The organism is Streptomyces sp. LARHCF249, assembly GCF_052871255.1.
The window spans coordinates 482,007-506,478 of the sequence record NZ_JBIXJQ010000005.1; the positions used below are offsets into that span (position 1 = coordinate 482,007).

18 protein-coding genes and 1 tRNA gene are annotated in these 24,472 nt (G+C 70.7%); 10 read left to right on the forward strand and 9 right to left on the reverse strand.

The genetic code is table 11. The annotated features are described in order from the left end of the window. Nucleotides 1-14: 14 nt before the first annotated feature. Genes ACIPUC_RS17095 through ACIPUC_RS17105 form a run of 3 tightly spaced genes read right to left on the reverse strand, consistent with a single transcriptional unit; the run spans nt 15 to nt 3,079 of the window. A complete protein-coding gene (locus ACIPUC_RS17095; RefSeq protein ID WP_446590209.1) occupies nt 15-1,397 on the reverse strand; it encodes a hypothetical protein in 1,383 nt (460 codons plus the stop codon). A 40-nt stretch (nt 1,398-1,437) separates the two neighbouring features. Continuing rightward, a complete protein-coding gene (locus tag ACIPUC_RS17100; RefSeq protein WP_446590211.1) occupies nt 1,438-2,349 on the reverse strand; it encodes a transketolase family protein in 912 nt (303 codons plus the stop codon). Nucleotides 2,350-2,377: 28 nt separating this feature from the next. Continuing rightward, nucleotides 2,378-3,079, reverse strand: a complete 702-nt coding sequence (locus ACIPUC_RS17105) for a transketolase (RefSeq protein ID WP_446590213.1) — start codon at nt 3,077-3,079, stop codon at nt 2,378-2,380. A gap of 147 nt (nt 3,080-3,226) precedes the next feature. Here ACIPUC_RS17105 and ACIPUC_RS17110 point away from each other — a divergent pair. Beyond that, a tRNA-Pro gene (locus ACIPUC_RS17110) sits at nt 3,227-3,300 on the forward strand. 283 nt (nt 3,301-3,583) lie between these two features. On the opposite strand, the gene ACIPUC_RS17115 is transcribed toward ACIPUC_RS17110, so the two are convergent. Then, entirely contained in the window at nt 3,584-8,401 is a 4,818-nt protein-coding gene (locus ACIPUC_RS17115) for a hypothetical protein (protein WP_446590214.1), read from the reverse strand. Between the two features lie 54 nt (nt 8,402-8,455). On the opposite strand from ACIPUC_RS17115, the gene ACIPUC_RS17120 reads away from it, so the two are divergent. Together ACIPUC_RS17120 and ACIPUC_RS17125 are read left to right on the forward strand one after the other, a co-directional pair. After that, nucleotides 8,456-8,797, forward strand: coding sequence for a hypothetical protein (locus tag ACIPUC_RS17120; RefSeq protein WP_446590215.1), 342 nt, complete (start codon nt 8,456-8,458; stop codon nt 8,795-8,797). A gap of 10 nt (nt 8,798-8,807) precedes the next feature. Continuing rightward, nucleotides 8,808-9,674, forward strand: a complete 867-nt coding sequence (locus tag ACIPUC_RS17125; RefSeq protein WP_446590217.1) for a PhzF family phenazine biosynthesis protein — start codon at nt 8,808-8,810, stop codon at nt 9,672-9,674. A gap of 39 nt (nt 9,675-9,713) precedes the next feature. On the opposite strand, the gene ACIPUC_RS17130 is transcribed toward ACIPUC_RS17125, so the two are convergent. The 4 genes from ACIPUC_RS17130 to ACIPUC_RS17145 form a co-directional block, all read right to left on the reverse strand. After that, nucleotides 9,714-11,054 (reverse strand): jacalin-like lectin, encoded by a 1,341-nt coding sequence (locus ACIPUC_RS17130; RefSeq protein ID WP_446590219.1) that lies wholly within the window; start codon nt 11,052-11,054, stop codon nt 9,714-9,716. A gap of 105 nt (nt 11,055-11,159) precedes the next feature. Further along, nucleotides 11,160-13,319 carry a glycoside hydrolase family 9 protein gene (locus ACIPUC_RS17135; RefSeq protein WP_446590220.1) on the reverse strand — a complete coding sequence of 720 codons (2,160 nt, stop codon included), beginning with the start codon at nt 13,317-13,319 and terminating at the stop codon, nt 11,160-11,162. 150 nt (nt 13,320-13,469) lie between these two features. Beyond that, nucleotides 13,470-14,750 (reverse strand): glycoside hydrolase family 6 protein, encoded by a 1,281-nt coding sequence (locus tag ACIPUC_RS17140; RefSeq protein ID WP_446590221.1) that lies wholly within the window; start codon nt 14,748-14,750, stop codon nt 13,470-13,472. Between the two features lie 94 nt (nt 14,751-14,844). After that, nucleotides 14,845-15,810: a glycoside hydrolase family 6 protein gene (locus ACIPUC_RS17145; protein WP_446590222.1), complete on the reverse strand. Its 966-nt coding sequence runs from the start codon at nt 15,808-15,810 to the stop codon at nt 14,845-14,847. Between the two features lie 419 nt (nt 15,811-16,229). On the opposite strand from ACIPUC_RS17145, the gene ACIPUC_RS17150 reads away from it, so the two are divergent. Next, complete coding sequence (locus ACIPUC_RS17150; protein ID WP_446590223.1) at nt 16,230-17,243, forward strand: LacI family DNA-binding transcriptional regulator; 1,014 nt, start codon at nt 16,230-16,232, stop codon at nt 17,241-17,243. Nucleotides 17,244-17,288: 45 nt separating this feature from the next. On the opposite strand, the gene ACIPUC_RS17155 is transcribed toward ACIPUC_RS17150, so the two are convergent. Continuing rightward, nucleotides 17,289-18,653 carry an MFS transporter gene (locus ACIPUC_RS17155; RefSeq protein ID WP_446590225.1) on the reverse strand — a complete coding sequence of 455 codons (1,365 nt, stop codon included), beginning with the start codon at nt 18,651-18,653 and terminating at the stop codon, nt 17,289-17,291. A gap of 126 nt (nt 18,654-18,779) precedes the next feature. On the opposite strand from ACIPUC_RS17155, the gene ACIPUC_RS17160 reads away from it, so the two are divergent. From ACIPUC_RS17160 to ACIPUC_RS17185, 6 genes are all read left to right on the forward strand, one after another. Beyond that, entirely contained in the window at nt 18,780-19,139 is a 360-nt protein-coding gene (locus ACIPUC_RS17160; RefSeq protein ID WP_446590226.1) for an ArsR/SmtB family transcription factor, read from the forward strand. Between the two features lie 766 nt (nt 19,140-19,905). Next, the gene (locus tag ACIPUC_RS17165) at nt 19,906-20,997 is read left to right on the forward strand and encodes a GNAT family N-acetyltransferase (RefSeq protein WP_446590227.1); all 1,092 of its coding nucleotides are present in this window, start codon (nt 19,906-19,908) and stop codon (nt 20,995-20,997) included. A 55-nt stretch (nt 20,998-21,052) separates the two neighbouring features. Then, nucleotides 21,053-21,709, forward strand: coding sequence for a class I SAM-dependent methyltransferase (locus ACIPUC_RS17170; RefSeq protein ID WP_446590229.1), 657 nt, complete (start codon nt 21,053-21,055; stop codon nt 21,707-21,709). 273 nt (nt 21,710-21,982) lie between these two features. Further along, complete coding sequence (locus ACIPUC_RS17175) at nt 21,983-22,402, forward strand: CBS domain-containing protein (RefSeq protein ID WP_446590230.1); 420 nt, start codon at nt 21,983-21,985, stop codon at nt 22,400-22,402. A 420-nt stretch (nt 22,403-22,822) separates the two neighbouring features. Continuing rightward, nucleotides 22,823-24,052, forward strand: coding sequence for a PP2C family protein-serine/threonine phosphatase (locus ACIPUC_RS17180; protein WP_446590232.1), 1,230 nt, complete (start codon nt 22,823-22,825; stop codon nt 24,050-24,052). 112 nt (nt 24,053-24,164) lie between these two features. Next, nucleotides 24,165-24,404, forward strand: coding sequence for a DUF6213 family protein (locus tag ACIPUC_RS17185; RefSeq protein WP_446590233.1), 240 nt, complete (start codon nt 24,165-24,167; stop codon nt 24,402-24,404). Nucleotides 24,405-24,472 lie beyond the last annotated feature (68 nt).

Consider the following 24,472-nt stretch of genomic DNA (forward strand, 5'->3'; position numbering starts at 1 on the left):
GCCGGTCCGGGCGGTCAACTCCATTCTTCGGCGGCGGCCCGCTTGCCGCGGCCCGAGAACACCCCGGCCGACCGCAGGGCGCTCGCCATCAGCGGGTCGCGCACGGCCACCCCGTGCACCAGCTCCGGCGTGGCACGGAAGGCGACGGCCTGAGCCGCCGGGCGGGCCGCCGTCCAGCCGGTGGCCACCGGATCCACCCGGTGCCGCGCGCACGCGGCCTCCACCAGGGCCCGCGGGCACTCGGCCTCGCCCCGGAGCACCTCCCAGGGCAGCGGCAGCTCGGACCACACGAAGGTGTCCGGGTGCAGCCCGCGGCCCCGCCTGAGGTGCCCGTAGGCGACGTCCGCCGCCATCAGCCGGGGCACCTTCCCGGGGCAGTACCGGTCGAGGATGCCGTCCTCGCCCAGCTCGGTGAGCAGGGCGAACCAGTGGTTGCGGGCCGTGGTCCAGGCCTGCGCGGCCTGGTTCCAGGTGGAGGAGTCGTTCCCGCGCCGCACGATCATCGTGCCGCGCTCCAGCGGAGAGCGGTTCCAGGCCTCTTCCAGCACGGCCGCCACCTCGCGCAGCACCCCGTTCCAGTGGACCAGCAGCCGGCCGAGGCTCCGGTCGTCGAGGTGGCCGAGCACCTCCGCGACCGGATGGACATGGGCGATCGCGTACCAGGCGGTGGACTCGGGGGCCGCGCGCAACCGCTCGAACAGGGCCGCGGCCACTTCGTCGTACGGCCTGGGCTGCACGTCGAAGGTGAACCTGCTGCGCATCCTTGCCCGGGCGGTCATGTAGGCGACGAAGGCGGCCGTGCCCGGGTCCGCGGCGAAGACCTCGTACGGCATCCGATGGGCCAGCGCGCCCTTGCCGGTGAGCACGACCTCGCGCCGGCGCTGTTCCGCCATCAGCCGGGCCAGCTTGGCCTCCATCCGCACGAGCAGCCGGAACCGCTTGTTGTACAGGCGCTTGGAGACCCCGCCCAGTCCCGCCTCGGCCCGCTCGGCCCGGTCCAGCCGGTCCGTGCCGAAGTCGTTCTGCCCGTAGGCGCGTTGGATCTCCTCACCGGCCAGCCGGATCACGGCCTCGATCCGGCCCGGATCGTCCCCCGCCTCGTCCGGCAGCGCGGGTACCGCAGGGAAGAGTGCGGCGGCGCGCGCCAGTTGGCGCTGGGCCCCGCAGGGCGCAGCGAACTCCTCCCGCATCGACGTGTATCCGTGCCACAGGCTGCGCAGGGAGACCGCGGTCGCCTTCGCGAGTGCCGTACGCGTGGCGGTGTCCAGGTCGGTGCCCTGGGCGGCGAACAGATCCTGGACAAGGTGCGCGATGTCCTCGGGACGCTTGCGTCGGCCGAGCGAGGCGTGCAGCTCCCGCAGGAGCTGTTCGACCGGGGGGTCTTGGGCGTGCGGCATGCGGGCGAGCCTGCCATCGGGGCGGCCCGTGTTCCACCGGTTATCGCACCGCCGGCTGCAGGAAGCCGGTGATGCGCTCGCGCAGGGAGCGCGGATCCAGGCCGTGGGCCGCGGTGTGCTCGTCGATCGTGCCGTAGCGGCGCAGCTCCGCGCGGCCCACGCCCAGGCCCAGCACCCGGTGGGGCGTATCGGCCAGGGCGTCGTTCGCGGCGGTCGTGGAGGTGCCGGCGAGGTAGGGCTCGACGAGGGCGATGCCGGCCGTGGAAGCGCTCCGGACGGCCTCGCGCAGGCTCGCGTCGTCGAAGGGGCGCACGGTCGGGGCGTACAGCACGGTCAGGTCCAGGCCCTCGGCCGCCGCCAGGACGTTGTCGAGCAGCGGCCCGACGGCGAGGACCACGCCCGCGCGCCCCTCCCGTACGGTCTGGAACCGCAGGCCCTCCACCGGGCGCGGCGCCGCGTTCGACTGCTGGGAGAGCCGGACGTAGACCCTGTCGTCCCCGGCGGCGTAGGCCTGCCGCAGCAGCGCCTCCGCCTCGTCGGGGTGGCCGGGGACGTGGACGGTCCAGCCGTCGAGGGTGTCCAGCAGCGCCACGTCGCCCGGCGCCATGTGCGTGAACCCGCCGGACGGCCAGTCGTAACTGGCGCTCGCGCTCACCAGCACGCCGCCCGTGCCCTGGTGCCCGAAATCCAGCTTGACCTGCTCGAACGGCCGCTCCACGAGGAAGCTGGCGAAGGTGTGCACGACCGGCCGCATGCCGGTGAGCGCGAGGCCGCCGCCGACGCCGACGAGCAGCTGTTCCCGGATCCCGACGTTGATCACCCGGTCCGGGTGGCGCCGCTGGGCGGGGAGGAACCCGTCCATGCTGATCTCGGCGAGCACGAGGGCCAGCCGGGGGTCCTCGTCGAGCAGGCGTGACGTGACGGAGATGAATCGTTCCCGCATGGTGTCCATGTAGATCTCGGCTCCCCTGTTCCCTCTGCTACTGCTTCTTCTCGACACGGGCGACCACGACGTGCGGCCGGCCGGGGTGCGGCGCGGTGAAGGCGGCGTGGAGCGCGGCGTGGTCCCGCCCGTCCACGGTGGCCGTGGACCATCCGGCGGCCTCGAAGCGGGCCGCGATCCCGCCGGGCCAGCCGTGCGTCGCGGAATCGTTGTCGATCACCACGGTGTGCAGCCCCTCCAGCCCCGCGGAGCCCGCGTACGCGAGCGCCTCGTGGTTGCTGCCCTCGTCCAGCTCGGCATCCCCGATCAGCACCCACACCGCCGGCTCGGCCAGCCCCTGGGCGCGCAGCCCGAGCGCACTGCCCACGGCGAGCGGCAGCCCGTGCCCGAGCGACCCGCTGCCGATCTCCACGCCGGGTATCAGGGTGCGGTCCGGGTGGTGCCCGAGCGGCGACGCGTACGACCCGAAGCCGGGCAGCCACTCGACGGGGAAGAACCCCTTCGCGGCGAGCACGGCGTAGTACGCCATCAGCCCGTGCCCCTTGGACAGCAGGAACCGGTCCCGCCCGGCATCCCCGGCGGTTCCGGGCGCCACCCGCAGCACCCGGTCGTAGAGCACCCACAGCACGTCGAGCGTGGAGGTGGCGGCGGGCCCGTGCTTCTCGGCCCCGGTCATGAGGCCGATCAGCCGGCCCAGGTCTTCGTAGCGGAACTCAGCGTCCGCGGTTGCCTGCGTCATGCATCGATCGTGCAACCTCAAGCACGCTCGAGGTCAAGAAGATCCCGGCCCGGATCGGTGACCGGAAAGGCGCGCGCGGCCACCCCGCGAAGTGCGGTATTGTTCTCCTGCGCGTTCAACCAGGGGAAACCCCAGGTCAGCGCGCATCGGGACGTGGCGCAGCTTGGTAGCGCACTTGACTGGGGGTCAAGGGGTCGCAGGTTCAAATCCTGTCGTCCCGACTCGAAAGAGTCGCAGGTCAGGGGCCGTTTCAGAGCAATCTGGAGCGGCCCCTTGATCGTTCTTGCGGTGTCAGCGGCCGGGGATCGCGAAGGGCAGTTCTGCTGCTTGAAGTGGCTCATGTGTAGGGCGGTCCGTAGGGTGATCCTGCCTCGGCCGTCCCGCGTCCGCCCACGCCGCCGCCAACGCCGTTCCGGTCGGCCACGGCATGGGAGCGGACGCAGGCGAGCTCCCTTCGTCGCGTGGAACATCCTGCTCGACGAAGGGAGCCTCGAACCATCGACGCTACGCGTCGGCCCCCAATGTCCCGGGTACGACGTCGCCGAGTGTCACAACGAATTGCCCGTGTGCCGCCGGCGTCGTGCGGAAGCCGAAGCCTTCAACGAACGCCCGCAACTTCCTTCCTGACAGTACGCGTGCGTAGCTTGCATCCCCGAACGTCTTCTGGAGCAGGATGCCGAGATGCAGGGATGTGACGGTCGCCGATCCTGATGCGGACGACACCAGATGGTCGATCACAAGCCGGTAGGCCTCGGGCTCGTCCGTGCCTGCGATTGAGTGGGCCCTCTCCTGGATGTCTGGGGGCACGGCTAGAGCCTGAGGGGTCGGAGCGTCGCTGCCCCGTTGAGAGAACGCCACTTGCGAGGGCAAGGGGGGAGGGGTGACCTTGACCGTTCGGATCTCCGCGTCAGGGCGCCGCAGGAGCCGGGCTTCCTCGGCTACCTGCACGCGCCATGCCCGAAGTCCGTCCTGCGCGAAACCGAGGTCGAATTCGACGACCTTGTTGATGTCCCTGTGCTTGAGGAAGTCCTCCCTGGGCACGAAGAACGCCTCGATGTCCCCGTCTTCGACCGCGAGCCACCCTGCTTGCTGGCCCTCGATCTTCCTGACGACGCCCCGCACCCGTCGGCACACGCCTTCGGAGTTCTCCCAGTCGTAGGTTGTCGGCTGGCGCTCCCCGAGGTCCGAGAAGTGAGCGAGGCGAGGCCCCCCGTTTCCGTCCTTGTCAGACCCTTCCTTTGCGACCCACTCGTAGCTGAATGCCTTGCGGCGGCCTTGCATCAGTTGCTTCGCCTCCGCCAGGTGGTGCTCCACCGCGTCCTGCTTCAGTTCGTCGCCGTTGAGCCACCGCATGAAGCGCAGAACGTACAGGTAGTAGCGGCAGACCGGGCTGGGCCGGGAGGATGCGATGGCGGAGAAGCGGTCGAGGGCGGTGAGCTCGTCGTACTCGGGAAGCCGGCGGTAGCACCGGAACCACAGCTGGAGGTCGTGCTCGGAGAGGTCGCCCGTTTCGTCGAAGGCAGCGTCGTAGAACTCCACCGCGGTCCGGAACACCTCCGGGGAGGTTTCCCGCCAGTCGTCGCTGTGCTCGCGGAGCAAGGCCCTCGCCAGGACCAGAGCCACCCGCGAGTGGCTCCGTGACGCGACGATCAACTCGCGCCACGCACTGACCAGGCTCTGCACCCCGCCGTGCAGGTCGTCGAGGCTCACCTTGCAGGAGCTGAGATAGGAGCTGTCCTGATGGTCGGGTCGCGCCAGTTCGCACTCGTCCAGCAGCAGCTCGGCGATGCTCAGCTGCTCGCTCGCCCAGTCTGCCGCCGGCCCCCCGGCTCGGATCAGGTCGATCAGGTTCTTGTGGCGTGAGATGCGGCGAAGGTTGGTCAGGACGGTGACGATCATCTGGACGGGCGTCACGTAGTTGTGTTCGTCGATGCCGTTGAGCTGCCTCGCCCTTCCGAAGACCTGGAGCGCTTCGGAATACCGGTCCTGGATGAGGCCGATGGCCTCGTCCTCCCGACCGGACTTGCTGCCGATCGGGCCGAGTTCGTCCCTCACCCACTCGCGGTGCAGCATCGCCAACGAGTGGAACGGAACCGGGTCCAATTCGTCCGACAGCTCGATCGCCCTTTTGATGAACGTCTCTGCCTTGCCGTCCAGGTGGCCTCGCACAGAGAGGTGGAAACGCCCCAAGTGAAGCCAGAAGTGCGGTTCGCTCGGGCATCGGCGCGTGAGCTCCTCCAGTACCCGGTACGCCTGATCCTTGTTTTTGAACTCGTGAATGAACTCGGCGAACCTCTGAGAGTTCGCCGAGGGCCCTGACCACTTGTCGCGCCGAATGAACAGATCCTGAAGGATGTCCTTCGTCCACTCGTTGTCCGGACCGAGATGACCGGATACCTGGCCGATGAACTCTATGGCCGTGTTGGCCAGCAGGAACTCCCAGGACCTGTCCGTGCGGTCGGAATCCAGGGTGGCCTCCAGGACCTTCTCTGCCACCGACGGGTGCAGGATCCGAACCTCCTCGTCATTCTCGACGATGAGGTGGCGGAGGTCCTCTCCGAGCGTCGACCTGAGGTCCGCCTGATACGCCGCCGCGGAGGCAGCCTGCCCTCCCCAGGCTCCGGTGAGCCAGCGCCGGACGAGGAAATAGGGGAGCCCGTTCTGCGTGAACCGGGTCACGAGCGACAGATAGCTGGCGACGTGGCGCTGCAGGTCGCTGAAATGGGCCACGTGAGCGTCCACGTAGCGGCGGGTTCCCTCGAAGTCCTCCTCGAAGGCGGACAGGCCGAAATAGAACGGGGACAGGTGCTGAGCCGGGGCCGAGCCCGGAATGAGGCGCTCCACGGCCGCTCTTGCGCGGGGGGAACGAGCCCGGGCTCCGAAGATCGCCCGGAAGTCCCGCGCCTCCTGTGCGGACAAGGGGTCTTTGAGGTAGAACTTGTTTTCGCTCTTGTTGCCGTTGTCCGAAGCCGAGCCGCTGGAACGCTCATTGGACCGGTTGCCCCGTGTCACCCAGAGAAGGACAGCCGGCGTATTGCGTTCGTGGAGTTTGTAGTAGAGGTCTTCGCGCTCGCTCTGTTCGAGGATGGCGCTTTCCACCACCACCAGGACGGACTCCTTGGTGGCCCGGTAGATGTCGTCGATGCGCTCGACGGTCTGCTGGCTGTAGTGGTGCAGGAGAACCACGGGGTGATCGCTGTACAGGTCCCAGGCGATCCGCCGGGCCAGTGTCGTACCTCCGGCCCCCGGGCTGTGGAAGATCTCGAAGGTGGCGGAGCCGTGCTTCGTGAGCACCCGGCTGACAGCTTCGCTGATCACGAGTTGCGTATCGCGCGGCACGTCCAGGCCTGCATCCAGGTCCACCCAGCTGGCAGGGCGGCCGCGCCAGAACTCGTCGACCGGTTCCTCGCCCAGTTGGTCGACGAGGATCTGGGAGTGGAGCACGACCAGATCGGCCGCCAATCGCACCAGTTGGTCCTGGTCGAAGGAGACGGGACCGTCCTTGCCCGGCATGGTGGCCAGCCGGTCCGTCCGGGGGATCGCACGCGACCTTCCGAAGGCTTCGAGCAATGCCTGGAACTCGCCGCTCCCGCCGGCCACGTGGACGAGCTCCGTCTGTTCATAGCGGATTTCGGTGTCCTCGACGACCCGCTCGGAACGCTGGTCCATTTCACTGCCGGAGGAAATGCAGAGAACGGCCGCAGCCCGGTTCACGCTTGCCCCGCTGAGCCGACCAAGGACACGCTGCACGATCGGCTGGTGGGACCTCCGCCAGGCCCGAAAGTCCGCTGGAGCCGCCTCGCCTCGGCTTTCCCAACCGCCCGCCATGATCCAGGTGACGGTGTTGCGACCGGAGGAGGGCGCCTCGTGCAGGCCGAACATCACGGTCTGCCGCTCGGCGGTCTCGGGTTCGAAGTGACCCGCCAGACCGCGTCGTTCGCTCTCCGGGCTGAGGTCGACGATCACCGTCCACGCCGACGCGAGCAAGTGGACGAGCTCAGGATGATCGACACCGTCCTCGACGATGAGGATGCGGTCGTATCCGCTGTGCGCCGCCGCCAGGAAGGGCGCGAGCTGCTCCGTCAGCGCTGCGATGTCCGTCGGTGCCGCCGGGGCCGGTACGCAGTGCTGCGGAGAGCGCGGGGACTGGGCTTGTTCGAGTACGTGCTCCCGCAGTTCGGGATGGTATTCCTTGAGGAGGTTATGAGTGATCCAGCCGGCGAGCTGGTACGCCGTGACGCGGTCCCTCTCGGGCATGTTCTTGGCCGCGTAGTTCAGTGCTGCGCCGAGACGGGCCAGTAGGTACTGGTGGGTCAGCGAATCCACGCGGCCGGACTGGAGCCGATCGATCGTTGCCTGCGTCCCGTCCCGTACGGCACGCACGGCGCTCACCAGCCCCTGCCACTCCAGGCCGGCTGTGCTGGGAAGACCGTCGCATTCCTGGAGCACCGCGAGCGAGACCGGCCGACGGAGCCGAGACTGCATGCTGATGAGGGCGGCCGTCTCCAGGTATGCCTGGTCGTACAGCAAAGGCGTCTGCTGGTCCCAGTTGACGTCGATCAGCCAGTACGAGTCCCGGTAACTCCGGGTCGCGTCCAGAAGAATGTTTCGGAGGTGGAGATCGCCGTGGTTGAAGCCCATCAGGACCATGTCCGCGCGGCCGGTCAGGTCGTTCTCGTGGTCCAGTACGGAGATGGGGTCGGGTAATACCTCACCGTGGAAGACGAACGTGCTGCCATTGATCCCGGCCATGTGGCGGGTCTGCCGCAGCGCCTCCCCACGCCGTGCCCGGAGGAAGTCCTCGCCCAGCCAGGCCTCCAGAGTCCGCCCGGCCGGCATGCGCGCCCCTGCACACCCGTCCAGCTGGGCTTCGAGCAGCTCGGCGCTCACCTTGCGGCACGCTGCGAGAAGCCTGGGGCTGTGGGCCACTTCGGCCGCCCCCACGTTGCGCAGGCTGCCACCGGCGATCTCGTAGACGTCGACGCGCAGGCCGTCACCGTCTGCGGAGAGCCGCAACCCCGGCACGTGCGTGGCGGCGAAATCACCCAGCGCCGCGACGAAGTTGTCGTGGGCTTCATGCTGGCGGTGCTTGCCGTCGGCAGACACCTTCACGATGAACTGGCCGTCCAGTCCACCGGGTCCGGCCCCCATGAAGTCACAGCGAGCGACAAGTGCGTCGGTGTAGCCGTCGTTGAGTTCTTGCAAATACGTGATGGACACGTTCGCGCCCAACTCGCTCTGAATGATCTTGTCCGCGCTCTGGCGCAAGGACGACTGCCGGGCCCGATGGGCGGCGTCCTCATGATCGGAGGCATTGCTCATGCGCACAGATCGTAAGGCTAGCCCGCTGGTGCGGTGGGGTGAATCGGAGAGCCAGTGACCCAAAGATCGAAGCTGGGTGCCGACTGGCGCTTCGCCGTCGCCGCCGTCCTCCAGGGCCTGGGCTGGACCGCGTTCATGACCTTCAAGATCACCTCGGTGGCCTTCCGCCAACAGCTCTGCCCGGAGCCGCTGCTGGGCCGGATGACGGCAACGTTCCGCTTCGTGGTGTGGGGATCCATGCCCCTCGGCGCGCTCATCGGAGGCATCCTGGGACAGTGCTTCGGCGCCCGGACGGCCCTGTGGGCCGGGGCCCTGGGCGAACTCCTCGCCGTGCTCCCGCTCCTGCTCCCGCTCCTGCTCCCGCCGCTGCGGACCGCACGTGAGCTCCCCGGGTAGCGTCGGCCCCGTGCACTATCACCACGTCAACGTCTTCACCGGCCACCCCTACAGCGGCAACAGCCTCGCGGTGTTCCCCGATGCCGATGCGCTCACCGGCGCACAGATGCAGACCATCACCCGGGAACTGCGGCACTTCGAATCCGCCTTCCTGATCCGCGACGGCGCATCGGAGCGCACCCGGCGGGCGCGCGTCTTCGACCTCACCGGGGAACTGGACTTCGCCGGCCACCCCCTCATCGGCGCCGCCGCCGTTCTGCACGCCCTCCACGGCACCGCGAACCGCGAGGCCTGGACCCTGCACCTGCCGGCCCGGACGGTGGAGGTCGCCACCGAACGCCGCGGCCCGGGCCGGTACGCGAGCCTCCTCGACCAAGGCACCGCCGACTTCCTCGGCCGCCCAGACCCGGACGGCCTCGCCGCCCTGTTCGCCCTCGAACCGGCCGACCTGGACCCCGCCCTGCCCCCGGAGATCGTCTCCACCGGCCTGCGGTACCTGGTGCTGCCCGTACGCGGCGACGCCCTGGCCCGCGCCCGCATCACCGCGCCGCTCGACGTGCCCCTGGCCCGCCTCGGCGCCCAGTTCGCCTACCTCCTCGACGCCGCCGCCCTCGAGGGGCGGCACTGGAACAACGACGGAATCCTCGAAGACGTCGCCACCGGCAGCGGCGCGGGCTGCGCCGCTGCCTACCTGCGCAGCCACGGGCGCATCGGGCCCGGCGAACAGACCCTCCTGCACCAGGGACGCTTCACCGGGCGCCCCAGCGAGATGACCGTCAGTGCGGACGGCCACGGCCGGGACATCCGCTCCGTGCGCGTCGGCGGCAGCGTCGCCTTCGTCGCGGACGGGCGCCTCCACGAGCTCCCGCCGGTGTAGAAACCGGCACCAGTGGGCACCGCAGGTGCCGTCGGGGTGTCAGCGCCGGGTCTGGATGAAGCCGATCTTGTCGATCTCGTCGCCCGAGCGGCCGTGGAAGCCGGTGATCTGCCAGCCCGGGGGAGCGGTGTGGGTGGCGCAGTCGGGGGTCGTCGTGCCGCCGGCGAGGGTGCGGCCGAGGTTCGTCGTGAACCTGGCGTGGAAGATCCTGGTGTGGCCGTCCTTCTGCGCGCGGCACAGGTGCGCGGTGGTCAGGTACTCACCGCTGCCCAGCGTGAGCGAGGAGGCGGCGCCGCCGGTGCTGCCGTGGGCGAGTGCCGTGCCGTCGTCCAGGGTGATGCTCATGCCGTCGATCCGGGCGCCGGCGCGCAGGGCGATGGTGGTGGCGCGGGCGCCGGCGGAGACCCGGTCGATGTCGTTGAAGTGGTCGCCGTGCGGTCCGCCGAACTGGTCGCTCAGCTGGAAGGCCGGGTTGCGGGACCAGGAGAAGCCCACCGCGACCGGGTCGTGGTCGGAGAGCATGAGTCCGTCGCCGGTGAGGTACGAGGCGTGCTCGTTGTTGTAGGAGGAGGCCTCCAGCGAGACGAGCTTGCTGCCGCGGTAGAGGACCTTGTCCACGACCTCGCAGGTGTTGGGCACGGTCGGCAGGGACTGGTCGCAGACCAGGGCGTCGCTGCCCTTGGCGGGCGGGATGCCGCCGCGGACCAGCTCGACCCAGGGGTCCGAGAGGTGGTTGGCGGCGGCGAACTCGGCGATGGTGTCGCCGGTGCGGGTGTAGCGGGTGTTGGTGTCGCCCATGACGACGACCGCGTTGCCCGCCGAGCGGGTCCTGATGAAGGCGGTGAGCTGGTTCAGGTTGTCGGCCCGTGCCGCCAGGTCCCCGGCGCTCGTTCCGGCGTTGGTGTGGAGGTTGTAGAAGTCCACGTACACGCCCTCGGCGAGGCGCTCCCGCATGAAGGTGAAGCCCTTCGGGGTCAGGCAGTCGCCCGAGTCGAACTGGCACGACCCCCAGCGCACCCGCTCGAAGTCGTCCTCGTCGTACGGGATCCTCGACACGGTGTTGAGCCCGCTGCCGAGGCCCGCCCCGCCGCTGGTGGGCGTGCGGTACGGGTGGGTGGTGTCGGCGGCGTACAGGCGGGCGTGGTAGTTGAAGTCCTCCTGGACGTGGACGATGTCGTACGGCGCGATGCGCCGGCCGATCTCCGTCGTGCTCGGTTCACGTGGTGTCGGGGCGCTGGAGAGGCTCTCGGGAAGGCCGGCGACGTTGTAGGTGAGCACCCTGAAGGCGCCCGAGTCGGCGGCCGACGCCGGTGGCGCCATCGCGGTGAGTCCGGCCAGAGCGGCTACCGCCGCCGTCAGGCAGGCGAGGAGTCTGCGCATGGGTGTCTCCTGGTGGGTGGAGGGGGAGCCGGCCGTGGTGCGGCGCCGGCCAGGCCGGGCGGAACCGTCCGCCCGGCCTGGCCGGCAGCTCCTTCGACGTGCGGATCAGGCGCAGGCGCTCCCGTTCAGCGCGAAGGCCGTGGGGGAGGGGTTCGCGCCGGTGAGGGTCCCCTGGACTCCGAAGCTCGCGGTCGCACCGGGGGCGATCGCCCGGTTCCAGTCGGCGTTGCGGGCGCTGACGTTGGTGCCGTTGTGGGTGACGGTCGCGTTCCAGGCGCTCGTGACGCGCTGGCCGCCCGGGTAGGCCCAGGTCAGCTGCCATCCGTCCACGGCCGTCGGACCGGTGTTCCGGACGGTGACGGTCGCCGTGAAGCCGGTGCTCCAGGCGTTGTTCACCGTGTACGTCACCGCGCAGGCCGCGGTGGGCGGTTCGCTGGTGGAGGTCCGCTCGGCGGCGTAGGCGGCGAGCCAGGCCAGAGGGGCGTTCCAGTTGACCGCCACCTCGTTGGTGGAGTACGAGCCGATGTCGTCGACGTAGCAGGCGGCCGGGGCGCAGCCGGTCAGCTTCTCCTGGGCCACCGGGTCCTGGAGCGCGCTGTTGGGCCCGCCCGCGAGGGACCCGGCCGGAGGGTGGGGCAGGGAGGCGTCCAGCTGGTGTGCCCAGAAGCGGTGGTGCTGGTTCTGCGCGGACGTCTCGCCGTAGCCGGTCACGTAGGACAGGCCGAGGGCGTTGCGGCCCAGCAGGTAGTCCAGCGCCTCCAGCGCGCCGGCGCGGTAGCGGGCGTCACCCGTCAGCTCCCCGGCGACGGCCATGACCACCGCGTCGTTGGCGACCTCGCCGTTCGAGCCCCAGAAATACCCGTCCGCCGGGACCGGCACCGCGTATCCCTGGTCGGCCATCCTGGACAGGTAGCCGTCGGCCGCCGCGGTCACCGAGGCCCGGACACGGGCCACTTCGGAGGCAGGCAGCCCGTTGGGGACCGTGGCCAGGACGAGCCGGCCGAGCGCGGCCGTGTCCGCCCAGCCGAAGCCGTACGGGCTGAAGGCGCCGGCGGAGGTGTGCCAGGACGAGGAGGTGACCGCGTCCCGGTAGGCGCTCTCGCCGGTCGCCGCGTACAGCTCGGCGGCGGCCCAGTAGAACTCGTCGGTGACCTGCGTGTCCCCGTAGGCCCCGCCGCCCGTGCCGTCCGAATCCGGCGCGTACACGGCCGGGTTGGCCTGCGCCGCCGTCCAGGCCCGGCGGGCGGACGACAGGCAGCGGTCGGCGTACGCGGAGTCGTACGGTCGCAAGACCCGGGCGCACTGCGCGGCGGCCGCCGCGAGGTTCAGCGTCGCCGCCGTGGACGGGCGGTGCAACTCGCGCGGCTCGGCGTCCTGTTCGGGCCGCATCGGCATGCCGGTCCAGGCCGCGTCATGGACCTTGTGGAAGGCCATGCCCGCGTACGGCTTGCCCTCGGGCACCTGCATGCGCATCAGGAAGTCGAGCTCCCACCGGGCCTCGTCCAGGACGTCCGGTGTTCCGTTGCCGCGCTCGGGGACGCGCAGCGTCGAGTCGCCGAGCGCCGCGTCCTTGCCCGCCCGCTTGGCCCGCTCGAAGGAGTTGACGACCAGCCAGGTGGAAATGCCGCCGTTCACCACGTACTTGCCGTGGTCGCCCGCGTCGTACCAGCCGCCCCGGACGTCCTGGGCGTAGTCGCACACGGTGGCCTGGCAGGGGACGGAGACGTCGCCCTTGTTGGGCGCGACGTTGAGGTGTCCGGCGGGGCGGGCGTAGGCGGAGCCCACCAGAGAGGCGTCGATCGCGATGCCGCTGCGCTGGTGGTGGAAGAACGCCATCGAGTCGGCGCGCAGCGCGTCGTAGAGGTCCGCGCGGATGTCGAACGGCGCGCTGCTGCTGCCGTCCACCGCCAGGACGTATCCCGAGCCCGTGCTCCGGTACGAGGAGAAGTCGGCCACCTGGACCGACTGCCCGGACGGCGCGTCCGCGCCGCGCGGGACGGTCGATCCGGAGGCGACCACGGTTCCGGACGCGTTCCGCAGCTGCCAGGTGAGCGCCTGCGCCGCCGTGGTGGCGACGGTGGCGCGCTTGGGCCCGTCGGGCAGGTAGCCGACCTGGTTGACGCGTACGGCCGTGGTCGCCGCCGCCGCGGCGGACACGCCCGCGGCGGCCGGTGCGGTCATGAGACCGCCGAGGAGGAGAGCGCCCGACAGCAGGGCGGCGGAGAGGCGCACGGGGCGACGTAACGGCGGGATGGCTCCGGGCATGAGCGGCTCCTGTGTGTCGTCGTGGGTGGTCAAGAGGGTGTGCTGGTCTGGGTGAGCAGGCCCGTCCACCGGGGAAGACGGAGGTGGTCGCCTCCGGCGCGGCCGGCGAAGGGTTCGTTGTCCGGGGCGGCGAGGGGCGTCCAACCGCGCTCAGCGGTTGAACGTCAGCCGCGGTGCCGCGTTGCGGGCGAGCGTGTGGGCCTGGTCGGGCCACCAGGTGCCGGCGGGCGGGTCGACGATGCCGTACTCGGGGTCGATGGCGCCGCCGGTGTTGCGCGTGCAGCTGCCGTCGGACTCGCCGGGGATCTTGATCCACAGATAGGCGTCGACGAGCGGGACACCGGTGTCGGCGGTGGGGCGCGGGCCGAGGCCGCGGCCGGGCGCGTTGCACCAGGCTTCCGGGTCCCCGCTGTACTTGCCGGGCTCCGGGGTCCAGGCGCCCAGACCGTTGCGGCTGGTGTCGATGACGAAGTGGTGCAGCGCGTCGGCGGGCGGGGTGCCCGCGTTCTGGTCGAACCAGGCGTCGGTCCAGCGCCAGGTGGTGGGGTCGGCGGAGTCGACGGCGTTGCCGGGGGCGCCGTCGTTGGGCGCGGCGGGCGAGTAGTACTGACTGGCGCACCAGTCGGTGTGGCCGCGAGCGTGCTCCGGTCCCTCGGTGGCGAACCACATGCACTTCGCCATCCAGGTGCCGTACCTGGCGTTGTGGTCGGTGGGGTGGGTGTTGGACACGTTGAGGGCGAAGCCGTCGCCGTACCGGACCCCGGCGTCCAGCAGCCGCCGCGCCATGTCGCCGACGGGCCGCCACAGGACGTTGCCCGCGTCCAGGTAGACCGCGGTGCGGGGCCTGGACTTGATGGTCTTGACGGCGTACTCGAGATCGGCGATACGGGTGGCCGTGAGTTCGCCGGTCGGGTCCACGTCGGGCCCGCAGTCCCTGGGAAGGAGGGCCAGGCCGTCGGGCTCGACCACGACCGCGGCCTTGCTGTCGCCGATCCCGGCGGCGAAGGCGTCGATCCACTTCCGGTAGGCGGCGGAGGACGCGGCTCCGCCGCTGGAGTACTGCGTGCAGTCCCGGCCGGGCACGTTGTAGGCGACCAGGACGGGGGTCCGGTTCACGGCCCGGGCCTTGCGGACGAGTTGGTTCGCTTTGACCCGCACCTCCTCGGGCGTGCCCTCGGTGAACCACTCGGCCTGCGGCCAGCTCGCGGCCTTGGCCATGTTCGCGGCGTTCGCGAAGTCGCCGTTCGCGAAGTCGACGAGAGTCTGCTTGGCGGCCTTGCTGTGCGGGTCCACGTAGAACTTCGTGGCCGGGGTGATCGCGTCCGCGGTGGGTGCGGCCTGTGCCTGCCCCTGAGTCGCTGTGAGGACGGCACAGGCCGCGAGCGCCGCGATGGCGGCGATCGCACGGCGCCGTAGGCTGCGTGGCTTCATGACGGCTCCTGGTCGAAGGATGGATGAGCGGCAAGCCGGTGGTCCCTGTGGCCGCTCGCGGGGCGGGAAGGTGCCGGGCCACAGCAGTCCGGAGTCAGTAGCCGTAGATCATCTTGTAGGCGGCCTCGGGGAGGAACTGTCCGGCCGAGGAGCCCGCTCCGACGCCGCAGTTGCCGTCGGACTCGCCCGGGGCCTTGATCCACAGGAGCATCTCGGCGCCGCCTCCCCGCTGCGTGGGGGTGCCGATGCGGCGACCCGCCGCGTTGCACCACTCGCCGTTGGAGCCGTTGCCGTTGCGGCTGGTGTCGACGACGAACGGCTTGGTGTAGCCGTAGCGAGCGCCCAGTTCGCTGTTGACGGCGTTGCCGTAGGCGGTGTTCTGGGCGGTGGTGTAGTAGTTGGAGATGTTGAGGGAGAAGCCGTGGGCCTGCCGGAGGCCGGCTTCGTGGAGGCGCTGGGCCATCGTCGCCGCGCTCACCCAGCCGGGGTTGCCGGCGTCGAGGTAGACCCATGTGTGGGGCGCCTGGCGGTTGAACTCGGCGAGGGCGCCGGTGATCATGCCTTCGCGTTCGCGGATCTGGGCCTGGTTCATGCAGCCGTAGTCCGCGATGGCGTCCGGTTCGAGGATGACGACGGCCGGGCGGTCGGCGATCCCGCCGGCGAACTGCGCGATCCACGTCGCGTAGGCGGACGGGGAGGCGGCTCCGCCCGAGGAGTGCCCGCCGCAGTAGTCGCGGTGGTAGATGTTGTACGCGACGAGGATGGGCAGCTTGTCCCCGGAGTCCGCCGCTCCCGCGTACGCACCCGTGGCGGTGCCGATGGTGCCGCTCCAGGAGCCGAACCAGCGGGCCATCGGGGTATTGGCCAGGGACGCGTTGATCGCGGGTGCCCGGCCGTCACCGGGGTTGGCGGCGACCCACTGCTTCGCGCTGGAGTTCGGGTCCACGTAGAACCCGCTGGTCATGGTGGTCGGGTCGGCCGCGTGTGCGGACGGCGCGACGGCGAGCGCCAGTGGCAGCGCGAAGACGGCTGCTGCGAGGGCGCGGATTCGGCGGCGCATGGCTGTACCTCGGTTTCCTGGCGGCGGATGCGCTGCACGCTCTCGTCCCGAGCGGGCGGCGCACTGGGGAAGTGCGGTGGTACGGCGTCCCGTGTGCCGGTGGCTCTCCGACGGGGACGACGACACACCTCGGACCTGCGAAGACGCTTGGGAGCGCTCCCATTGGTAGCGGTCCCAGTGAGCACTCCGCACGCCTGGGGTTGTGGCCGGTATCGTGTGACGCCTTGCCCGACCTGTCAAGTACCGCCGCGTAACGCGCACTTCACGCGACGGCGGGAAGGGTTTACAGTCCTGAAACTGGAAGCGCTCCCAGTTTTCCGGTCCTCGAGCACTCGCGCCTGTTCACTTCGCCCGACGGGCCGGGCGGGGGACAAGGCCGGGGGCGCGGCCGTCGGGCCGCGAGAGAACGGGACGGGTTCATGGCGGAAGGTGTGCTGCGCCGGCAGTCGACACTCGACGAGGTGGCCGAGTTGGCCGGTGTCTCGCGGTCGGTCGCCTCCCGTGTGCTCAACAACGCCCCGCACGTCAGCCGCGCCAAACGGGAAGCGGTCGAACGGGCCGTCCACCGACTCGGCTACGTACCGAATCCGACCGCCCGCGCGCTGGCGACCCGGCAGACCGGCGCGGCCGCCCTGGTCGTCTCGGGAGAGGATCCGTCGATCTTCGCGGATCCGTTCTTCGCCCAGGTGATCGTGGGGGCCTCGGCTGCCCTGGAAGACGCCGATCTGCACCTGATGCTGTGCTTGGCCGCCTCCGACCGGGGCCGCAGGCGTGTGGAGCAGCTTCTGCGGTCCAAGGGCGCCGACGGCGTGATGCTGATGGCGCTGCGCGAGGACGATCCGCTGGCCCGTATGGCCGAGGAGGCGGAGATGCCCGTCGTGTTCGGCGGGCGTCCGGTCGGCTTGGACCCCCGGTGGTACGTGGATGTCGACAACGCCGGTGGAGCGCGCGCGGCGACCGAGCACCTGATCTCGGCCGGCCGGACCCGGGTGGCCACGATCTGCGGGCGTCCGGACACCGAGGTCGGGCGCGCCCGATATCGCGGCTACCGGGATGCCATGCTGGCCGCGGGCCTCGATCCGTACCCGCCGGAAGCCGGGGACTTCACCGAGTCCAGCGGAGCCGCCGCCATGGCCGCACTGCTGGCCAGCCATCCCGACCTGGACGGGGTGTTCGCCGCCAGCGACAACATGGGGGCCGGGGCGCTGCGCACGCTGCGTGCGGCCGGCCGGCTGGTCCCCGCTGACGTCGCCGTGATCGGCTTCGACGACCTGGCCGCGGCCCGGATCGCAGATCCGCCGCTGACCACGGTCCACCAGCCCATAGAGGGTCTCGGCCGGGAGATGGCGCGCATGCTCGTCGCGCTCATCAACGGACAGGACCCCACTCCGCTGATCCTCCCCACACGCCTGGTGACCCGCGCCAGCGCCTGACCTGCGGCTCGGGAGGCGACGCCGGCGGGGCCGAGGCCCGGATGGTCAGCCGGGCGGCCTGCCCGCGCCGACCAGCTGGGCGGGGTGGACGGGGTCGGTGACGTGCTGGTGGGTGTGGCACCAGCCGCCGGAGACTTCGGCAGCGCCGGCCAGGTGCGGGTGCTCGGGGGCGAGATCGGTGTGGACGTGCGGGACTTCGGCGCCGTCACCGGCCGGCCACAGCCTTACGGCGAGCACGGCGGCCGCGAACGCGATCGAACCCAGGGCGATGACGGCTGCTTGGAGTCCGGCGGCCGCACCCAGCCAACCGGCCAGCGGATAGGTCAGCAGCCAGCACGCGTGCGAGAGGGAGAACTGAGCGGCGAACGCGGAGGTGCGCTCCTCGGGCGGGGCCGAGCGGCGGATCAGCCGCCCGGTCGGAGTGAGCACCATGGAGCACGCCGCACCGAAGGCCGCCCACGCACCGAGGAGGGCGGGCCAGCGCCAGCCGCCGCCTCCGGCAGCGGTGATCCCGCCCAGGGCGGCGAACACCAGCGCCAGCAGCAGAGCCCCGCGCAGCATGACCGCGCGGTCGGCGATCCGGCCCAGGACGCGCGGGAGGAGCAGGGCAACCGCCATGGAGCCGGCGCCGTACGCCCCGAGTGCGAGGGCGACATCGCCGGTGCTGCGGGAGAGGTGGTTCCGTACGTACACGACGGTGTTGACGGTGACCATCGCGCTCGCGGCGGCGACGGCGAGGTTGAGGAAGAGCAGGGACCGCAGGCGCGGGATGGTGAAGAACAGCCGGCTGCCCGCAGTGGCCTTCGTGTACGCGCCGCCCTGGCGCCTGGGCGCGGGGGCCGGTTTGGGCAGAACGGCCGAGACGACCAGGACGGCCGAGGCGAGGAATCCGCCGACGGTTCCGAGGAAGAGCCAGTTGTAGCTCATGAAGGTCAGCAGGGCGGCCGCCAGCGCCGGGCTGAACAGGCTCTCCAGGTCGTAGGCGAGCCGGGAGAGGGACAGCGCCTGCGTGTAGTCGCGCTCCTCGGGAAGGATGTCGGGGATGACGGCCTGGAAGGTGGGGGTGAAGGCCGCCGACGCGGCCTGCAGGGCGAAGATCAGGACGTAGACCTGCCAGACCTGATCGACGAACGGCAGCGTCAGCGCCACCGCAGCACGGATCAGGTCGGCACTCACCATCAGGGCCCGGCGCGGGATCCGGCCGGCGAGCGCGCCGACCACCGGGGCTATGCCCACGTACGCCACCATCTTGATCGCCAAGGCAGTGCCCAGCACGGACCCGGCCTGGGCGCCGGCGATGTCGTAGGCGAGCAGACCGAGCGCGACGGTGGCCAGGCCGGTGCCGATCAGGGCGATGGCCTGGGCGATGAAGAGGTGCCGGTAGGTGCGGTTGCGCAGTACGGACAGCATGCGGAGTCCTTCGCCGGGCGGAGGGGCTACCACTCGACTGTACCGTCATGTGCGCATCTGCGCACATGACGAAGAAGGGATCTGCGGGCGAGCTGGTTTCCGGTCGCGGAGGCCTACTCTGGCCTCATGTCTGTGAGCGAATCTGTCCCACCTGCGGTTCATGCGCATCTGAGCGCCCCGGACAGTGCCCGCCTGGCGGAGGCTGCCGAGGTCTTCGCCCTCTTGTCGGACGCCACCCGGCTGCACCTGCTGTGGCTCCTGGCCCAGGCCGAGTCGGACGTCGGCTCGCTGGCCGAGCAGTGCACGGCCTCCCGGACCGCCGTCAGTCAGCATCTGGCCAAGCTGCGGCTGGCCGGCCTGGTGGAGACCCGCCGTGAGGGCCGGTACGTCCACTACCGCCTGAGCGACGGCCACCTGCGCCGACTCGTGCTGGAGGCGCTGAGCCACGCCGACCACCGCGTGACCGGCGAAGCGCCGCACGACTGACCGTCTGCGGCGCATCGGCTGACGGCTTGGGTGCACGCAAAGCGCGTGTGAAGAAGCGCCTCGGAACGCAGGCGAGTGGCTCGGTCCTTCCCGTTCCTCCCCGCTTCTGTACGTCGCCCGCACGCGGGGACTCTTTAGGGGGCTGGGTAGAGCGAAGGTTCGGATATGCCGGCCGTCTCATTCCACGGCGCCGCACATGTCCTCTCGCCGAGTATGGGTCCTGTCATGACGGCCTGTTCCTTCTGGTTCACCTCAACTCCCCTTCCTCCGTTCGCTTCGGCGACCGCAAGAGGAGTGGTGAGGGCTGCCGCGCGGGCACTGTTCGCCGCCGACACCGCCTGCTCGTGGTTTGTGAGCGCGGTGCAGGAGGGGCTGGGCTCCTTGGCGGTAGGCCTGCGCGCTCTGTTCGTCCCCTGGATCACCCCCAACGCGCAGGATCCACGGCCGTTCGCCGGCCCTCGAAACAGCCAGACGGGTACATCCCCTCACGAAGTCCGCCTGGCCGACGCGGTGGTGCGCCGAGGGCCGCCTCGGCGTCGCCGCCCGTGGCCGCCTGACGCTTCGGCAGCCGTGCGGCCCTAGGCGCCCACACAACCCGACCCGCTTCGCCATCGAGCAGGCTCGGCTGAGGGAGAACCCTCCCGGCTCGCGACGACGCCGAGGCCATGCCTGAGCGCCCGTTGTCCTCGGCCCGGCCGTGACCCACCACTCATGTGCCGGCAGATCGGCCACGGCCCCGTAAGCAATCCGAGCAGCAGGAGCTCAAGTGACCACCCAGCGCATCAACGTGATCCAGCCTGCCGAGATGAGCCCGGCAGACGTAGAGCTGTGGAGCGAGCTCCGGGCGACGACGGCACCCGTGGCCAATCCCTTCATGAGCCCGGAGTTCTGCCAGACGGTCGGCCGTGTCCGGCCGGGTGCCAGGGTCGCGGTGGTGCGCCAGGACGGCGAGCCCGCCGGCTTCTTCCCCTTCGAGCGCGGCCGGTGGGGCCGTGGCCGCGCGATCGGCCTGGGCGTCTCCGACTGCCAAGGCGCCGTCCTCCACCCTGACCTGCACGTGGATCCGCACGAGCTGCTGCGGGCCAGTTCCCTGACCGTCTGGGAGTTCAACCATCTCGAAAGCGGCCAGGACCTGTTCTTCCCCTTCGCGACCGGGCGATTCGCCTCGCCCGTCATCGACCTCACCGGCGGCTACACGCCCTACGAAAACCTGCTCCGAACACGCTCCCGCAAGTTCCTGAAGTCGACGCTGGCACAGGACCGCCGCCTGGGACGGCAGGTCGGACCGCTGAAATTCGTCTTCGACGAACGGAACCCGGCGGCCTTGCGGACGCTGATGGCGTGGAAATCTGCGCAGTACCGCCGAACAGGCCGACGCGACCGGTTCGCCCAGCCCTGGATCAGCAACTTGGTGCGCATCCTCGCCGAGACCAACGCACCCGCCTGCTCGGGCGTGCTATCGGTGCTCTACGCAGGTGACAGGCCTGTCGCCGCCCACTTCGGACTGCGCTCCCGCACCGTCCTGTCGTGCTGGTTCCCCGCGTACGACCGGAACTTCGCCACGTTCTCCCCCGGCCTTGTCCTCTATCTCCGCATGACCCGGGCGGCCGCCGACGCCGGCATCGAAATGCTCGACCTCGGCAGGGGGGACGCCGCCTACAAAGACTCCCTCAAAACACGCGAGCTCACGGTGCACGAAGGCGCCCTCCTGCGGCCCGGGCCCGGTGCGGTGCTCCACTGGCTCAGCCGCGAACCGTCACGTGCTGTCCGCCGCTTCGTGCGAGAGCGGCCCCAATTCAAGGCCGCAGCCGTACGCACCCTGGAGACCATCGGCAAGATGCGCGACACCCGCACCTGAACCCGGTCGACGACCTGGCCCGCCGACTGTCAGTACCGGCTGCGACGATCGAAAGATGACTGATCGTTCTGCTCGGATCACCGACTACTGGGACGCCGCTGCGCCGGCGTTCGACGACGAGCCCGACCACGGACTGCGCGACCAGCAGACCCGTGCCGCGTGGGCCCGGCACCTCAACTCCTGGCTGCCTTCCGACCCTGCGGCCGTACTGGATGTGGGATGTGGCACCGGCTCGCTCTCCCTGCTGGCGGCCGAGGCCGGCCACCGGGTCACCGGGGTCGACGTGGCACCGCGCATGGTCGAGCAGGCACGCCGGAAATTCGAGAGCAGCGGATTTCACGGCAGCTTCCTCGTCGGTGACGCCATGCGGCCCCCGACCGATGAGCAGAAGTTCGATGTCCTGCTGTCGCGACACCTGTTGTGGACCCTGCCGGACCCGGAAGCCGCACTGCGCGAGTGGGTTGCCCGCCTGCGGCCCGGCGGTCGGCTGGTGCTGGTCGAGGGCCGCTGGCGTGAGGCCGGCCAGAGCGGCATGCCGTACGTCGCCGGCGCCGACTCGCTGCCATGGCACGGCGGAATCGGCGCCGGCGACCTCGCTGCGGCCGTACGTCCGCTCGTTGCCGACCTGCGCGTCGAACCGCTCAGCGGCGAACCGGACTTGTGGGGGCGGCCCGTAGACGATGAGCGGTATGCCCTGATCGCGACCATGTGACCGGACAAGGAAACGACCCGTCCGCGCCGGCCTGCGGAGCGGGCAGTGACAGGGAGAGCCGCAATCCGCCGGTGGCCCGGGGCGGGAATGCGGGGACAGGAGTCGGCGGCCCGTCGGCAGCCGGTATCCACCCTTGTTTGGGGGTGGCCCGTTCGGGCAGGCGCGGTGGTGAGCGGTGGACCGCTTGCGGGTGCACGCGGACCGGCCGGGACCGCGGGGTGCCGCCACTCCACCGTGGGGAGAGGCCTGCGGCCCCACGTCAAGGAGGAAGCCATGAGCAAGAAGGTCCGAGAGATCATGACCGGCACGCCGGCCGAGGTCGGCAAACTCAGCTCCCTGCACGAGGCCGCCCGCCGGATGCGGGACGACGACATCGGCGACGTCCTGGTCATGGATGACGGCCACCTCGCCGGACTGCTCACCGATCGGGACCTGGTCGTGCGCGCCATGGCGGACGGATTGGACCCGGAACAGACGACGGTGAGCGAGATCTGCAGCAGGCAGATGGTCACCATCGGGCCCGACGAGGACGCGGAGCGGGCCGTGGAACTGATGCGGGAGCACGCCCTGCGCCGACTCCCCGTCGTCGAGGACGACCGCCCCATCGGCATCGTGTCCCTGGGCGACCTCGCCATCGACCGCGACCGCCACTCCGTACTCGCCGACATCAGCGCGGCCCGGCCCAACACGTGACGGGGGAGGGAGGGGCCATGGCGACCGACGTACCCGGTGCCGCGGCCCGAGGCGGAGCGGCGGACGCGCTGATCGCAGCATCGGCCGGCGCGGAGCTGCTGGTCGTGGCTCACGATCGACCGGATGACCGGATGTGCACCATGACCGGAACGAACAGCGGCCCGCCTACCCATCCCTTCCCGCGGGACCCGGGAGATCCGCATCCAGCGCCTCCCACTCACCCCTGGCCGGGAGATCCCCAGACACCGCGACCGGTACCGAAGCCCGTGCCGGGCGGACCGAATCCGCTGCCCCCGGCACCGCCGCAGCCGGGTCCGTCGCGGAAGGGCAGCAGCCATCGTGCGCGCGGGGTGCTTCACTGAAGAGGAGAGCAGTGGCGAACTCGGTGGTCACCGGGACCGCTGCCAGCGGTGACAGGCGGTGACCGCCGTGGACGGTACGGACTTCTCGGATCTGCTGAGCTCACTGCTGGACGTCTCCCAGCGGGTCACCCCCGCCGAGCTGCCCGAGCTGGTGCAGGACACCACCCGGAAGCTGGGTTTGCTCGACGCGGTGATCTTCCTGGCCGATGTCCAGCAGATGAGGCTCACCGCGCTTACCGGAGCGCATGCGCACGCTTCTGGTGTCGCCGACGGTGACGCGGGTCTGCCGGTGGACGGCACCCTCGCCGGCTGGGCCTACCGGACCGGGGCCACGGAGCTGACGTCCGGATCCGAGCTGGTGATGTGGATCCCGCTGGTGGACGGCGTCGAGCGGATCGGAGTCCTGCGGCTCACCGCCCCGGCGTTGGATGCCGACAGGCTGGAGCAGTGCCAGTGCCTGGCGGCACTGGTCGCCAAGGTCGTCATGTCCAAAGTCGGCTTCAGCGACATGCTCATGCGCAGCATCCGCACCCAGCCCATGACCCTCCAGGCCGAAATGGCCTGGGCGTTCATGCCGCCGCGGACCATCGGCACGCGCAGCGTCACCTCCAGCGCCGTGCTGGAGCCCGCCTACGAGATCGGCGGCGATGCGTTCGACCACAGCCTCACCGCCCGCACGCTGCACGTGACCGTCGTCGATGCCATGGGGCACGACCTCGCCTCGGGGCTGTGCGCAGCGGTGGCGCTGGCCGGCTGCCGCTCCACGCGGCGTTCCGGCGGCGACCTCACGGACATCACCGCGACGGTCGACGAAGCCTTGAACCAGTGGCTGCCCGAGCGGCTGCTCACCGCGATCTTCGCCGACCTCGACGTGGAAACGGGCGATCTCAGCTGGGTCAACTGCGGCCATCCGGCGCCACTTCTGATCCGTCGCCACCACGTGGTGGCCGGCGCCCTCCAACGCGAAGCCCAACTCCCGCTCGGCATCAGCCCCCACCATGCCCCACGCGTGCCGAGCATCATCCATCACGCCCACCTGGAGCCGGGCGACCGGATCCTCATCCACACCGACGGCGTCACCGAAGCCCGCTCGGATACCGGCGAGCAGTTCGGAGAGGAGCGGCTGATCGACACCGTCGTACGTGCCACAGCCGCCGGCGAGGCCGCCCCCGAGGCCCTGCGCCGCCTCGTACGCGGCATCCTCGACCACCACCACGGCCACCTCCGGGACGACGCGACCATCCTCCTCGCCGAATGGCACCCGCCCTCGGAAGGAAAGGCCGGGTGAGCATCTGCCCGCGAGGGACGAGGGCGGCGCCCGCGGCCGGCGCGGCAGGCGGGCTTGCCGCCCGCCGCGGCGGGTAGCCGCCTGGCAGGAGCCGCTGCGGAGGAGGCGCACCATGAACGCGTCCGTTCCCCTGATCACCACGACCAGTGGCCAGCTCCTGATCCCCGCCGACCAGGTCACCTCCCTGCTGCGGCGCCTCGCGGTCGGCTGGCTGCACGCGGTGTACGAAAGCGAGGCGCAGCTCGATCCGCCGACGACCCTCGGCCTGGCCGCCATGCTGGCGGAACTCGCCGACCGGATCGACGCGGAATGCATCGCGTTCCTGCCGGTCCGAAGCGAGTACGACGGGTGACAGCGGGATGTGCCCGGCCGGGCACGGAACGTGCCGCAGGCATGGGAAGCGGGTGCCGGCGCTGACCG